General features: G+C 38.2%; 13 protein-coding genes. All 13 read left to right on the plus strand.

What is annotated here, in order from left to right:
• A complete protein-coding gene (gene truB / locus KJ593_03730; GenBank protein MBU2540993.1) occupies positions 1 to 654 on the plus strand; it encodes a tRNA pseudouridine(55) synthase TruB in 654 nt (217 codons plus the stop codon).
• Positions 632 to 1,582 carry a bifunctional riboflavin kinase/FAD synthetase gene (locus tag KJ593_03735; protein MBU2540994.1) on the plus strand — a complete coding sequence of 317 codons (951 nt, stop codon included), beginning with the start codon at positions 632 to 634 and terminating at the stop codon, positions 1,580 to 1,582. The genes truB and KJ593_03735 overlap by 23 nt, the downstream gene beginning before the upstream one ends.
• A gap of 194 nt (positions 1,583 to 1,776) precedes the next feature.
• Entirely contained in the window at positions 1,777 to 2,220 is a 444-nt protein-coding gene (gene mraZ / locus KJ593_03740) for a division/cell wall cluster transcriptional repressor MraZ (GenBank protein ID MBU2540995.1), read from the plus strand.
• 15 nt (positions 2,221 to 2,235) lie between these two features.
• The gene (gene rsmH, locus KJ593_03745) at positions 2,236 to 3,105 is read left to right on the plus strand and encodes a 16S rRNA (cytosine(1402)-N(4))-methyltransferase RsmH (GenBank protein ID MBU2540996.1); all 870 of its coding nucleotides are present in this window, start codon (positions 2,236 to 2,238) and stop codon (positions 3,103 to 3,105) included.
• A complete protein-coding gene (locus KJ593_03750; protein MBU2540997.1) occupies positions 3,102 to 3,482 on the plus strand; it encodes a hypothetical protein in 381 nt (126 codons plus the stop codon). Before rsmH ends, KJ593_03750 begins: the two co-directional genes overlap by 4 nt.
• Positions 3,483 to 3,499: 17 nt before the next feature.
• Positions 3,500 to 5,209, plus strand: a complete 1,710-nt coding sequence (locus KJ593_03755; GenBank protein ID MBU2540998.1) for a hypothetical protein — start codon at positions 3,500 to 3,502, stop codon at positions 5,207 to 5,209.
• A complete protein-coding gene (locus tag KJ593_03760) occupies positions 5,184 to 6,662 on the plus strand; it encodes a UDP-N-acetylmuramoyl-L-alanyl-D-glutamate--2,6-diaminopimelate ligase (GenBank protein MBU2540999.1) in 1,479 nt (492 codons plus the stop codon). The genes KJ593_03755 and KJ593_03760 overlap by 26 nt, the downstream gene beginning before the upstream one ends.
• Before the next feature lie 7 nt (positions 6,663 to 6,669).
• Positions 6,670 to 8,064: a UDP-N-acetylmuramoyl-tripeptide--D-alanyl-D-alanine ligase gene (murF, locus tag KJ593_03765; GenBank protein ID MBU2541000.1), complete on the plus strand. Its 1,395-nt coding sequence runs from the start codon at positions 6,670 to 6,672 to the stop codon at positions 8,062 to 8,064.
• A 6-nt stretch (positions 8,065 to 8,070) separates the two neighbouring features.
• Positions 8,071 to 9,159 (plus strand): phospho-N-acetylmuramoyl-pentapeptide-transferase, encoded by a 1,089-nt coding sequence (gene mraY / locus KJ593_03770; protein ID MBU2541001.1) that lies wholly within the window; start codon positions 8,071 to 8,073, stop codon positions 9,157 to 9,159.
• Complete coding sequence (locus KJ593_03775; protein ID MBU2541002.1) at positions 9,156 to 10,439, plus strand: hypothetical protein; 1,284 nt, start codon at positions 9,156 to 9,158, stop codon at positions 10,437 to 10,439. Before mraY ends, KJ593_03775 begins: the two co-directional genes overlap by 4 nt.
• Positions 10,420 to 11,529, plus strand: coding sequence for a putative lipid II flippase FtsW (gene ftsW / locus KJ593_03780; GenBank protein MBU2541003.1), 1,110 nt, complete (start codon positions 10,420 to 10,422; stop codon positions 11,527 to 11,529). Before KJ593_03775 ends, ftsW begins: the two co-directional genes overlap by 20 nt.
• The gene (locus KJ593_03785; protein MBU2541004.1) at positions 11,507 to 12,595 is read left to right on the plus strand and encodes a UDP-N-acetylglucosamine--N-acetylmuramyl-(pentapeptide) pyrophosphoryl-undecaprenol N-acetylglucosamine transferase; all 1,089 of its coding nucleotides are present in this window, start codon (positions 11,507 to 11,509) and stop codon (positions 12,593 to 12,595) included. Before ftsW ends, KJ593_03785 begins: the two co-directional genes overlap by 23 nt.
• Positions 12,592 to 13,401 carry a hypothetical protein gene (locus KJ593_03790; protein ID MBU2541005.1) on the plus strand — a complete coding sequence of 270 codons (810 nt, stop codon included), beginning with the start codon at positions 12,592 to 12,594 and terminating at the stop codon, positions 13,399 to 13,401. The genes KJ593_03785 and KJ593_03790 overlap by 4 nt, the downstream gene beginning before the upstream one ends.
• Positions 13,402 to 13,404 lie beyond the last annotated feature (3 nt).

Consider the following 13,404-nt stretch of genomic DNA (forward strand, 5'->3'; position numbering starts at 1 on the left):
ATGGATGGTTTTTTAATTATTGATAAACCAACAGGAATAACAAGTCATGATGTTGTGAATTTTGTAAGGGGAAGATTCAAGATGAGGCGTGTTGGTCATGCCGGCACACTTGATCCTATGGCCACAGGTGTATTAATAATTTTGGTTGGTAAATGGACTAAATTTTTCTCTCATTTTTCTAATTTCGATAAGGAATATTTAGTAACGGCAAGTTTTGCAGCTGTTACCAGCACAGGAGACGCCGAAGGCAAGATCTTAAAAGAGTTTGATTATTCGCATGTGAGTATTGTTGATGTCAAGGCGACATTTAGTAAATTCAAAGGCAATATCGAACAGGTTCCTCCTATGGTTTCGGCAATAAAGAAAGGAGGCAAGCGATTATACGAATTGGCCAGAAACGGAATAGAGTTAAAGAGACAGGCGCGTCCAATCTTTATCAAAGAAATAGAATTGCTTAAATTCTACCCGCCCTTGATAGATTTTAAAGTTAACTGTTCAAAGGGAACATATATTAGAAGCCTGTGTGAGGATGTTGGCAGGAGTCTTGGCTGCGGTGGATATGAGACATCTTTAAGAAGAACACGTGTCGGTGAATTTAGTATTGAACAGGCCCTGCATTTAGAAAAGATAAATGAAAGTCATATACGTCAATAAGAAAAACACCTCCCTTGCCAATGCCTGTATACTTTGTTTGGGAAACTTTGATGGCTTGCATTTAGGCCACCAATATATTATTAAAAAAGTAATAGAAGAGGCAAGGTCCTCTAAATATCCTGCCGCAGTTCTTACCTTTAGACCTCACCCCGGCAATGTATTAAATATAAAGCAGCCAATTAAGATGTTGATGAGATTCCAGGAACGCCTGAAATTATTAGAAAGACTGGGAGTTGATTTATGCTATGTAATTAACTTTGATAAACAATTTTCTAAATTGACTCCTAAATGCTTCATAAGAGATATCCTCATCGCTAAGATAAATCCAGGGAAAGTAATTGTCGGCAGGAATTTTCGCTTTGGCAAAAATGGCGCAGGGGATATTAGGCTGTTAGCCAATTATGGATTTAGATTAAAGGTTATTAATGCACGCAAGATCTCAAGACAGAAAATCTCAAGCTCTCTTATCCGAAGATTATTAGAGCATTCAAGGATAGAAGAGGCAAATAGATTTTTAGGTCGGTCTTATTCGATACAAGGAGAGATTGTAAGCGGCAGGCGCTTCGGTAGGAGAATCGGTTTTCCCACGCTAAACATAAATTACGATTCGGGAGTAGTTTTGCCCCTGGGTATCTTTAGTGGTTTTATTAATATCGCAGGCAGATTCCATAGGGCGGCTATAAATATTGGATTCCAGCCTACTTTAAACAAGAGAAGAACTAGGCCTGTATTAGAGGTGCACGTGCTTAGGTTTAAAAAAAATATTTTTAATAAAAAAGTAGAAGTTTTTCTGACAAAAAAGATCCGCAGTGAAAAGAAATTTAGCTCGATTTTAGGTTTAAAAAGAGCAATAAAACAAGATTTGAAAAAGATAAGTGCCTCAAAGATTATTGTTCCTGCCTTGATTAAAAAGCTTAAAAAAGGCTAAAAATTCAATCTTGACTCTAAGTTAAATATTTCCCTCCACATTTTTTTTAAGCTTCCACCACTACATTTAGTTAATAACTGACAAATTACCCCCAATAAGTTGTATCTTATTGAAAAATCAATAATTTACACTTGACAAAGAATATCTGATAGTTTATACTTGTAGGCAAGTGGAAGAGAGTGGAGGATAGTGGAATGTTCTATGGAGAGTTTGAACATCAGCTGGATAGGAAGAGCAGATTAATACTTCCCGCTAAAATCAGAGAAACCGCAAAAAATAATTACGTTGAGAAATTCTTCCTTACGCGTGGTCTGGATAAGTGTCTTTTTATGTTACCAGAAGAAGAATGGAAGAACCAAGAACGCAAATTTAAATCCATGCCATTTACCAAACAGGAGGTCAGAAGTTTTAACCGCCTGTTTTTTTCTGGGGCACAGGAGGTAATACCTGACAAGCAGGGAAGGGTTCACATACCGCAATATCTAAAAGAATTTGCAGGGATTAAGAAGGATGTAGTAGTGATAGGTATTTCCAATAGAATCGAAATTTGGGATAGAGAAACTTGGCGTGATTTTTATTCGAACTCAAAAGACGCCTTTGAAGAGATTGCACAAAATTTATTGGATAAATCAGAGTAAGTGCACAAGCCAATTATGCGCAAAGAGATTTTAGAATATCTAAAGATAAAGCAAGGCGATTGTATTCTTGATGCAACTATTGGAACAGGAGGCCATGCCGAGGTGATATTAGATGCAGTTGGAACCAAGGGCAGGCTTATCGGAATTGACAGGGATTTAGATTCGTTGCTTTTTGCCAAAAATAGACTCTCAAAATATAGTGAGAATTTTTCATTGGTTCACGATGATTTTCGCAATCTTGATAAGGTCTTGAGAGATGCCAAGATTAAAAGGGTGGATGGGATCCTTTTTGATTTAGGCATATCAAGTTTTCAGCTTGATAACCCTGAGCGGGGTTTTAGTTTTCGCTTTGACTCTCCCTTAGATATGCGCATGGATAGGTCAAGCTACATTTCAGCATATGATTTAATAAATTATCTCTCAGAAGAAGAGCTCTCTTCGATTTTAAAAACATTTGGTGAGGAAAGATGGCATAATCGCATTGCCCATGTCCTGGTAGAGGAAAGGCATAAGTCGCCAATTACTAGCACAGGACAACTGGCACAGCTAGTCACCAAGGCCCTACCTTATAGAAGCCAGTTTATGAAGATTCATCCTGCAACACGCACATTTCAGGCAATCCGGATTGCTGTTAATCGAGAATTAGAATCGCTTGACGAGGCCCTGGATAGATCTTTTGAATTTATAAAGCCGGCAGGAAGAATTTGTGTTATTGCCTTTCATTCTTTGGAGGATAGGATTGTCAAACGAAAATTTAAATTGTTATTTCAAGAGGGGATAGTAAACATAATTACCCCCAAGCCTGTCTATCCTGCTGAAAGCGAGATCGAGGATAATCCTCGCTCACGCAGCGCCAAACTAAGGGTAGCCGAGAGGTTGCAATGAGGCTAAACAAGGTTTTTTCAATAATTGTATTTTTGAACCTTTTCGCCTTACTTCTTGTATTTCAGAGAACTGAAATTACAAAATTTAGCTATAAAAACAAAGAGCAGCAAGATTACTTCAAAGAGCTTTCCGATGAGCGCAGCCGATTGAAAGATAAGCTCGAATACTGTAAATCTTTAGAAAATATAAATGAGCAGCTACTTGTTCAGGCAGGAAATTTTGAGTTGCCGAATGAATCTCAAATTATGCTGATAAGTTCAGCCGCTGTAGTCTCTGGAGGCGCTGCAGTCCCGATAAGCTCTTTTAAAGAACGTAATTTCTTCTCCAAGGTCCTTTTCTGGCTTGAGCATGAGGCTCAGGCTAAATCTAAAGAATAGATTTATTTTTTTCCATTGTGTACAAAAGGATAAAATCTCGCCGGGAAGTTTTCGTCTACATTTCTTTCGCCGTCCTTTTATTATCGCTTTTAATTCGTCTTGCCTACATCCATTTTTACCGCTCAGATTTCCTAAGAGAAATTGCCAAGAAGCAACATAGTATCTTTGTTGAGATTGAGCCAAAAAGAGGCGCGATACTGGATCGCAACTTATCATCCCTTGCTTTAAATATTTGCGTTGATTCACTCTATGCAGTGCCTTATGAGATAAATGATAAAGAGGCCACTGCTCAATACCTAGCAGATATCTTAAGGTTAGATTATTCGTCAACTCTAGAAAGGCTAAAAAGAGACAAATCCTTTGTCTGGATAGCAAGAAAGATTTCCCAACAGGATAGCCAAACAATAAAAAAGGCTAATATTAAAGGATTGGGTTTTATAAAGGAGAGTAAGCGTTCTTATCCTAAAGGGGTTTTATCTTCGCATGTTATCGGATTCGCTGGTTTGGACAATTATGGCCTAGAGGGATTAGAGCTGTTTTATAATGAACAGCTTAGCGGTAAGAAGGGTTGGTCGGTATTTCTGCGAGACGCGCGGCAGAGAAAGCTAATTGAGACAAGCGTCTTGCCTGCCAAAGATGGATTTTCACTCCTTTTAAATATTGATGAGGTAATTCAGTTTATTGCTGAGACAGAATTAGATAAGGCATTTAAGAAAACCAAGGCAAAAGGTGCTAGCATTATCATAATAGAGCCTTCCAGTGGACGCATACTTGCTATGGCAAACCGCCCTACATATGATCCTAATGATTTCGCAAATAGCTCTCATGATGAACGTAGAAACAGGGCTATCTGTAACTTTTTTGAACCAGGCTCTGTCTTTAAAATAGTAACAGCCTCTGCAGCGTTGGCTGAAAATAAGGTATCTGAGGAAGATAAATTTTTCTGTGAAAATGGTGAATATAGAGTTGCCAATAATATTTTGCATGATCATAGGCCACATGGCTGGTTGACATTCCGCGGCATAATACGTGAGTCAAGTAATATCGGCGTAACAAAAATCGCCCAAATCTTAGGACCGGAATTGATATATAGGTATATAAAACTTTATGGTTTTGGTGATCTATTGGGAATAGATTTGAATGGCGAGGTAGAAGGCATCATCAGGCCTTCCAGGACATGGTCGAAGACATCAATTGGCGCTATACCCATAGGCCATGAGGTCTGTGTATCAGCGCTTCAACTCGTGAGTGCTGTGGCAGCGATTGCAAACGGTGGCTTGCTTATGCAGCCGTTTTTAGTTGACTCTGTAGTTGATGAGAATAATAATAAGATAAAGGAGAATCAGCCTTGGGTCATTAGAAGGGTTATGAGTCAGGATACGGCAAGGCGCGTTAAAGATATGCTTGTTGAAGTTGTTGAGTCTGGGACCGGAAGAATGGGCAAGATTGCCTCTGTCAAGGTTGCGGGAAAAACAGGCACAGCCCAGAAGATTGATAAGGCGGGTGGATATTCCCATTCTAAATTTATTGCTTCTTTTATTGGATTCGCGCCTGCGGATGAGCCTGAGATTGCTATGGTGGTGACACTTGATGAGCCGTATCCTTACTATGGTGGCGTAGTAGCAGCTCCCGTATTTAAAGAAGTTACGACTGAGGTATTAAAATATTTAAAGAGTCGGCATTTTAACAGTAAATTATTCTATGAAGCTAAGAGAACTACTCCATAACATAAACACAAAGCAGATTGACAATTTTAAAAATATAGACATAAAAGGTGTTTCTTGCGATTCGAGGTTTATACGCAAGGGTGAAATTTTTATTGCCCTGAAAGGTTCATTAACTGATGGCCATCAATATTTAAATGAGGCAATAGAGGCCGGAGCAATTTGTCTAGTCATAGATTACAAAAGATCACCTCTTTTTAAGTCCCTGTCAAAAGAAATAATCCTCGTCAGAGTAAATGATACCAAACGCGCGCTTATCTTGATAGCCCATAATTTTTATAAACGCAAAATTAAAGATCTTAAATTGATCGGGGTTACTGGCACTAATGGTAAGACAACAATCACCTATCTTGTTGAAAGTATCTTGCAAACGTCAGGCTTCAAGACAGGCCTTATAGGCACAATAGAATATTGTCTGCCAAATCATAAACAGATCTCAATTAATACTACGCCCGGATTAATTGAGCTTTACAGATATTTTCTTGAGATGGAAAAGGAGAATATCGACTATTGCATCATGGAGGTTTCTTCACATGCCTTAGATCAGGGCAGACTTGGAAATTTAGGATTTCAGCGTGCAATATTTACAAACATTAGCCGTGATCACTTGGATTATCATAAGAATTTCAAAGATTACTTTATGGCTAAATCTAAGCTGTTTTCAATGCTTGCACCTGATAAAGGCTGCGGTATCATTAATGTTGATGATAGCTATGGCAGAAGATTATTGAGAAAGAAAATGCCCCATAAGCTTAGTTATGCTATTTCAAGGAAAGCTAATGTCCTAGCAAGTGATATAAAACTAGATATAGATAAGACAAAATTCTTAATTAAATACAAAGATGTAATCTTGCCTATTAAGAGCAAATTATTGGGCCTGCATAATGTTTATAATATATTGGCAGCAACGGCATTAGCCTTAAGCATGAATATTAAACCAGGACACATAATTAAAGGCATCAATAATTTAAAAGAAGTCGTGGGCAGACTCCAATTGGCAGGCAGGAAAGGAGATGTCAAAATATTTATTGATTATGCCCATACACCAGTAGCCTTAAAAATGGCACTTAAGTCCTTTTCTGTATTAAAGAATAGAGAAAGAAAATGTAAAATAATCCTAGTCTTTGGTTGTGGCGGAGAACGAGATAGGGCCAAGAGACCTCAAATGGGGAGGATTGCATCTTGTTTTTCTGATTTGACATTTATTACGACAGATAATCCGCGCAGCGAGAATCCGGATGACATAATTGCCGATATAAGAAGAGGATTTTTAAGGAAAAATTATATAGTTGTTAAGGATAGATATAAGGCGATAAAAAAGGCTATCCATAAGGCCAAAGAGAATGATGTTGTTCTGATTGCTGGTAAAGGCCATGAGTGTGTTCAGATTTTTGACAGCAGGGTTGTGGACTTTGATGATAAAAAGGCTGTTTATCGCGCATTAGATGAGGCATGAGGTTCGAATGTTTAGGCTAGAGGATATAGCTAGAGAAACTAAAGGAAGAATCATTCAAGGCGCAAGGACTGCTAATATAGGCGTTATTTGTACTGATTCCAGAAAAATAAAAAAAAGGGAAGCCTTTCTTGCCTTAAGAGGTGAACGTTTTAATGGACATGACTTCATATCTAGCGCTATCAAAAAAGAGGCCAAGGCCCTGATAATAGAGGAGAGATATTTTAAAAAAGAGCCGAATATAGTTAAGGGATTAAGGGCTGATATTAGCTGTATAATTGTGGCTGATACCTTGCGCGCCTTGGGTGATTTAGCGCATGCCAACCGTAATAAATTTCGAATACCAATCATTGCTGTTACAGGAAGCAGCGGAAAAACTACGACAAAGGAAATGATCGCTAAGGTGTTGAGCGCGCGATATCGAACCTTAAAGAATGAAGGGACGCAAAACAATCTCATCGGTGTTCCGCTTAATTTGTTAAGATTAAATACCAATCATCAGCTTGCCTGTTTGGAATTCGGCATGAGTCTCCCGGGTGAGATTTCAAGGCTTACGCAAATCACAAAACCTACGCTGGGAGTGATCACGAATATCGGCCAAGCACATTTAGAAAACTTAAAAAGCAAAAGGGGAGTTTTTAAGGAGAAGGGTAGTCTCTTAAAAGGACTCAAAGCTCCTGCCGCAGGGCTAATTAATTACGATGACCCTTATTTAAGGACGTTAGCCACTAAATATAGGAAAGTATTTTCATTCGGCCTTAAGAAATCTTGCGATTTTTCTGCACGCACTGTTTCTTTTGATAGATACGGCGTTTCCTTTAAATTAGCCAAAACTAAACAAAGATTTGCAATTAAGAGCTTTGGGGTGCATAATATTTATAATGCACTTGCAGCAATAGCTGTAGGAACTATCTTTGGCATTAGTCAGAGCTCAATAGCAAAAAGACTAAAATATTTTAAATTTCCACGTGGCAGATTTGTTTATTCAAAGAAAGGCAGATTAGAAATCATAGATGACACTTATAATGCCAATCCACTTTCTTTAAAATATGCCCTGCAGTCTTTTAGCGCGATTAAAAGAGGCGGTAGAAAGATTTTAGTGCTGGCTGATATGCTGGAATTAGGCAGTCAAGCCGCTTGCCTGCATCGGCAGGCAGGCAGACTTCTAAATGATTCAGATATTGATTATATCTTAACTATTGGAGGCCTAGCTCATATTGCGGCTAGCTCTAGCATAAAATATGGTTTTAAAAAAAATAAGGTTTATCAGAGTCAGGACTTTACTGATTTAAAGATTAAGCTTTCTTCGCTTTTAAGAGGTGGGGATTTGATTTTGGTTAAAGGTTCGCATGCCATGCGCATGGAACGTATCGTAATTTTTTTGCGCAATATGAGCAAGGAATAGAAGAAGATGCTATATTCATTTCTTTATTATCTCAGAGATGTCTTTTCTGGATTCAATGTATTTAGGTATATTACATTTCGTGCAATTTTAGCGGTTGTTACCTCATTTAGTCTAACTGTGTTTCTGGGTCCCTTTCTGATTGCCAAACTAAAAAACCTAAAGATAGGAGAAATTATAAAGAGAGACGAGTGCATTTCACTTTATGAGATTCAACATCATAAACAAGGCACACCAACAATGGGAGGAATCCTTATTGTAGTTTCCGTGCTTTTCTCTACTATGCTTTGGGCAGATTTAAGTAATAAATTTATTAGTATGGTTATATTTGCTTGTTTTTGGTTAAGTCTTTTAGGTTTCCTTGATGATTATCTAAAGATAAAAAGGAATTCATCAAGCGGTTTAAGCGCAAATCTCATTTTCTTCGGTCAGGTCTCCTTGGCGTTACTTTTGGCCTGTATGCTCTTTTTAGATAAAGGATTTAATTCCAGCATTTATTTTCCTTTTTTGAAAGGCGCTGTATTTAACATGGGTACATTTTTTATTATCTTTGTAATTTTAGTCATTGTGGGTAGTTCCAATGCAGTGAATTTAACCGATGGTTTGGATGGATTGGCTTGCGGTTGTATGATTATGGTTGCCCTTGCCTATGGCGCCCTAAGTTATATTGTGGGTCACAAATTATTCAGTAGTTATTTGTTTATACATTATGTTGAAGGAGCAGGGGAGCTGGCTGTATTCTGCGCAAGTATCTTTGGTGCGGTCTTGGGCTTTTTGTGGTTTAATTGCTATCCGGCAAGTATCTTTATGGGTAATGTTGGTTCGCTAGCGCTGGGAGGAGCGATTGGTCTGGTTGCGGTGTTAATAAAACAGGAGTTTCTCTTGTTTGTTGTTGGCGGAGTATTTGTAATAGAGGTGATCTCAGTAATATTGCAGGTTTTATTTTTCCGCTTTAAGGGTAAACGAATTTTCAAGATGACACCCCTGCACCATCATTTTCAGTTGTTAGGATGGTCGGAATCCAAGATTATAGTTCGTTTCTGGATTGTCGCTGTCATATTTGCCCTCCTCGCATTAGCCACACTGAAGTTAAGATGATCTATAATTTTAAAGGTTTGAAGGTAACAGTAGTAGGCATGGCACGAAGTGGTTTGCCTGCCGGTCTATTATTAAAACAGCTGGAGGCTTATGTAAGTGTTGTTGATTCTGGTGATTCCGCTGATTTAAGCCAGAATCGCGAGAGGCTTTTAAGGCAGGGTGTTAAAGCAGAGGTTAATGCAGATGAAAGGGACTTTATTAAGGTAAGTGATCTTGTAGTAGTAAGTCCGGGCGTAGATGAATCATCGGAGCCTATCAAGTTTGCCAAGGAAAAGAATATTCCCGTAATCAGTGAATTAGAACTTGCCTTCCAAAATTGCTCTGCACCTATTATTGCTGTAACCGGGACAAATGGCAAGACAACCGTTAGTACTTTAATCGCCGAGGTCTTAAAGGCAAATGGAAAAAAAGTATTCCTCTGCGGCAATATTGGAACTGCATTTAGTTCCCAGGTGTTAAAAGCGGATAAAGATGATTTTGTTGTTTTAGAAGTCAGCTCCTTTCAATTGGAAAAGATTGAGGAATTCAGACCCAAGATCTCTTTGTTTCTTAATTTTAGTCCGGATCATTTAGACCGCTATAAAACCATAGATGAATATTTAGAGGCTAAAAAGAGAATCTACCTAAATCAGAAGGATACAGATTGGGTGGTTTTAAATTTTGCTGATAAAATAGTAGGGGGCCTGGAATCTTCGATCAAGGCCAACGTTAGATTCTTTAATAAACCTACGAATAGAGATTATCCTAGCAATCTTGATTCAAATCAACAGGCAGTTATGGCTATTGTGTCTATACTTAGTCTTAACAGGCAGACTTCTCTGGCGGTATTGTCTGATTTTAAAGGTATTGCGCATCGTTTGGAATTTGTGCGTAGGCTTTCCGACATAGATTTTATTAATGATTCAAAGGCGACGAATATCTCCTCAACCAGATGGGCGCTGGAGCGAATTCAGCAGGCGGTTATCTTAATTGCCGGCGGCAGAAATAAAGGCGCTGATTTTTCACAACTAAAAGATATTGTCAGAAAAAAGATTAAACTCATGTTCGTAATCGGTGAGAGCAAAGATGAGCTCTTCGATACATTCGCCAATGTGACCAGCGTCTCTAAAGCTGATTCCCTAGAGGCAGCCCTCAAGAATGCCTTCAAGAGCGCAGAATCAGGCGATTGTATTTTACTTTCTCCTATGTGTGCAAGTTTTGATATGTTTGGGGATTACCAAGAGCGGGGGGAGAAATTCAAGCAATTCGTGAGGAGTCTTAATGAAGCAGATAAGAAATAGACTGGCGATAATAACACTTTTATTATTAAGCTTTGGTCTGGTTATGGTCTACAGCGCAAGTTCAATCTATGCCTGGGAGAACATTGGTGACAGCGCTTATTTTTTAAAACGTCACATATTTTTTCTTATCATCGGGTTTTTGCTTACCTCGCTTATTATGAGTTGGGATTATAACAGATTGCGTAAATTCATAAAACCACTTTTGATTTTATCGATTATTTTGCTTTTTTTGGTTCTTGTCCCGGGCATCGGCAAACAGGTGGGGGGTGCCCGGAGATGGTTTAGAATTTTAGGGGTAGGCTTTCAGCCTTCAGAATTAGCCGGGTTTATGTTAATTCTTTACTTAGCTGACTTTCTTTCCCGAAAAGGAAAGTCAATAGATAATTTCAAGAAGGGAGTCTTTCCCGGGCTTCTGGTTTTAGCTGTTATGGTCATATTACTATTATTGCAGCCGGATTTGGGAACACCTATTTCCTTTATTCTCATTTGGCTGATTATGTTCTTTGTTGCTGGTATGAAATTGGGACATTTGTTTTTGCTTTTTGCTTCAGGTATTCCCTTTCTTTATTTATTAATATTTAGCGTTCCATATCGCAGGAAACGTATACTGACTTTTTTAAATCCATGGGCTGACCCCCGCGGCAATGGGTTCCAAATTATTCAGGCACAGATTGCCTTGGGTTCAGGTGGGATTTTTGGTTTAGGCTTAGGACAAAGCAAACAAAAACTTTTCTATTTACCTGCGGCCCATACTGATTTTATTTTTTCCATAATCTCTGAGGAATTAGGAATCTTAGGCGCAGCAGCATTGATAATTCTATTTTTTCTTTTCCTTTGGCAAGGCATTATCATTACTATAAACGCAAAGAGTGATTTTGCAAAAATGCTTAGTTTCGGCCTGACCCTGAAGATTGTCTTAGAGGTAATTATTAATATTGGTGTAAATTTAGGCCTTTTTCCTACCAAGGGCATGCCTTTACCGTTTGTCGGATACGGCGGATCATCCCTGGTTTTTGATATGCTTTCTGTCGGGCTCTTACTAAATATCGCTAAGCACGAGGAAGATAATGAAGATATTATTCGCCCTTAGTGGTTCTGGCGGCCATATATTTCCTGCCTTGAGCACAGCAGAAAAACTTGCTAAAGGAAGCAGTCAGGCGGATATAGTTTTTTTAACAGAAAAAAACAAGATAAGCCTTGAGATATTAGGTAATAGCGAATTTAAGGTATTTTTTCTAGACTCTAAACTCGCACGCCGCCTTCCTTTACAAGCATTCTCATCCATTGTAAAATTATTAATGACATCTTTCGAGAGCTTGCGCATTGTAAGAGAAATCCGGCCTGACGTCGTTGTTGGCTTTGGAGGCTATATAAGTATAATACCTATATTTTTGGCAAAATTATTCAGGCTTAAAAGCATTATCCATGAACAGAATGTTTCTTTAGGTAGGGCAAATTATCTTCTATCCTTAATTTGCAATTGTCTGGCAGTAAGTTTTAAGGCCACAGAAGGCAGATTTAAAAACTCAAGACTTAATAAAAAAATTATTTATACGGGATTACCACTTCGGGAGGGTCTAAAAGAGGTAAGTTCATCGGAGGCTATTCGTTTTTTTGATTTTGATTCCAATATTTTTACAATCCTTGTTCTGGGTGGTTCGCAAGGCTCACAACATATAAATAAAGACTTTATTGATTGTTTAGAAGATTTACCCTTTAAGGATAAATTACAGATTATCCATATCTCTGGATTTAAGGATGAGGCTTGGATTAAATCTTTTTATGATAAGTCTCCTCAACTGAAGGTGAAAACCTTCCCGTTTTTAAGCCAGATGAGTTTTGCCTTTAGCGCTGCAGATCTTTGTATCTGTCGCAGCGGAGCCTCAACTATTAATGAGCTAAGCTTATTTAAACTTCCGGCAATGCTTATCCCTTACCCGGGAACACATGTTCATCAGCGTGAGAATGCCCAAATTCTAGTAAAGGCTGGGGCAGCAGTTCTTCTTGAGGAAAGAAAATTAGCATTTTCTCTAAAGGAGAATTTAAAACGCCTATATAACCAGAGAGAAATAATTAAGGATATGAAGGAGTCTTTTCCTAAGGATGTGATATTTAATGCCAGCGATCGATTGTCGGAGGTAATTATAAACATATGATGAGACTAATTAAGATTTCTATTATCCTGAATTTGGCTGCTTTATTATTAGTGTCTTCCTTAGGAAGGTGCGAAGAGGAATGGTCTGTTACGAGAAGCAGACATTTTATTCTATATTATCATGAAGATATCAATAAAGGTTTTCTTTCAAAGGCTGTTTCTTCTGCGGAAAGGTATTATGATGAAATTACTGACAGATTAGGCTTTAAGCGATATGAATATTGGCTCTGGGATAATAGGGCTAAGCTTTATATTTATAAGGATAGAGAATCTTATATTAAGGCTACAGGAATGCCTAGCTGGTCAGGAGGCCGGGCTATTTATAAAGACAAGATTATTGAATCCTTTCCTTGGTCTAAAGGTTTTTTTGAATATCTGCTTCCGCATGAACTTGGCCATATAATATTCAGAGAGTTTATTGGCTTTGATATAGTAGTGCCGCTCTGGTTTGAAGAGGGTGTTGCCTGTAGCCAGGAAGATAAAAGGTATCAATCAAAGCGGCGCAGCCAATTATATAAAGCCCTCAAGGCATCTTCTTTAATCCCTGTAACTGAATTGAATACCATAGATGTTCGTCAGGTTACTGATGAGGTTAGGGCAAATCTTTTTTATGCACAGGCTGAAAGCCTGGTTAATTTCTTGCTTGAGAAATACGGCAGATATGATTTTGTAAGATTGTGTAGATTGATTCGTGATTATAAGGATTTTGAGGTTGCATTAAGTAAGATTTTTTACAGATATAAGACTCTAGAAGATTTAGACAAGGATTGGCGCTATTACCTAAATATTAAATTTGATCTGGAGTAGGGT

This window comes from Candidatus Omnitrophota bacterium (assembly GCA_018830005.1).
Lineage (GTDB): Bacteria > Omnitrophota > Gorgyraeia > JAHJTE01 > JAHJTE01 > JAHJTE01.

Excerpts from the sequence above, each read along its gene's own strand:
- truB (MBU2540993.1), top strand. The coding sequence starts at position 1 with ATGGATGGTTTTTTAATTATTGATAAACCAACAGGAATAACAAGTCAT.
- KJ593_03735 (MBU2540994.1), top strand. The coding sequence starts at position 632 with ATGAAAGTCATATACGTCAATAAGAAAAACACCTCCCTTGCCAATGCC.
- mraZ (MBU2540995.1), top strand. The coding sequence starts at position 1,777 with ATGTTCTATGGAGAGTTTGAACATCAGCTGGATAGGAAGAGCAGATTA.
- rsmH (MBU2540996.1), top strand. The coding sequence starts at position 2,236 with ATGCGCAAAGAGATTTTAGAATATCTAAAGATAAAGCAAGGCGATTGT.
- KJ593_03750 (MBU2540997.1), top strand. The coding sequence starts at position 3,102 with ATGAGGCTAAACAAGGTTTTTTCAATAATTGTATTTTTGAACCTTTTC.
- KJ593_03760 (MBU2540999.1), top strand. The coding sequence starts at position 5,184 with ATGAAGCTAAGAGAACTACTCCATAACATAAACACAAAGCAGATTGAC.
- murF (MBU2541000.1), top strand. The coding sequence starts at position 6,670 with ATGTTTAGGCTAGAGGATATAGCTAGAGAAACTAAAGGAAGAATCATT.
- mraY (MBU2541001.1), top strand. The coding sequence starts at position 8,071 with ATGCTATATTCATTTCTTTATTATCTCAGAGATGTCTTTTCTGGATTC.
- KJ593_03775 (MBU2541002.1), top strand. The coding sequence starts at position 9,156 with ATGATCTATAATTTTAAAGGTTTGAAGGTAACAGTAGTAGGCATGGCA.
- ftsW (MBU2541003.1), top strand. The coding sequence starts at position 10,420 with ATGAAGCAGATAAGAAATAGACTGGCGATAATAACACTTTTATTATTA.
- KJ593_03785 (MBU2541004.1), top strand. The coding sequence starts at position 11,507 with ATGAAGATATTATTCGCCCTTAGTGGTTCTGGCGGCCATATATTTCCT.
- KJ593_03790 (MBU2541005.1), top strand. The coding sequence starts at position 12,592 with ATGATGAGACTAATTAAGATTTCTATTATCCTGAATTTGGCTGCTTTA.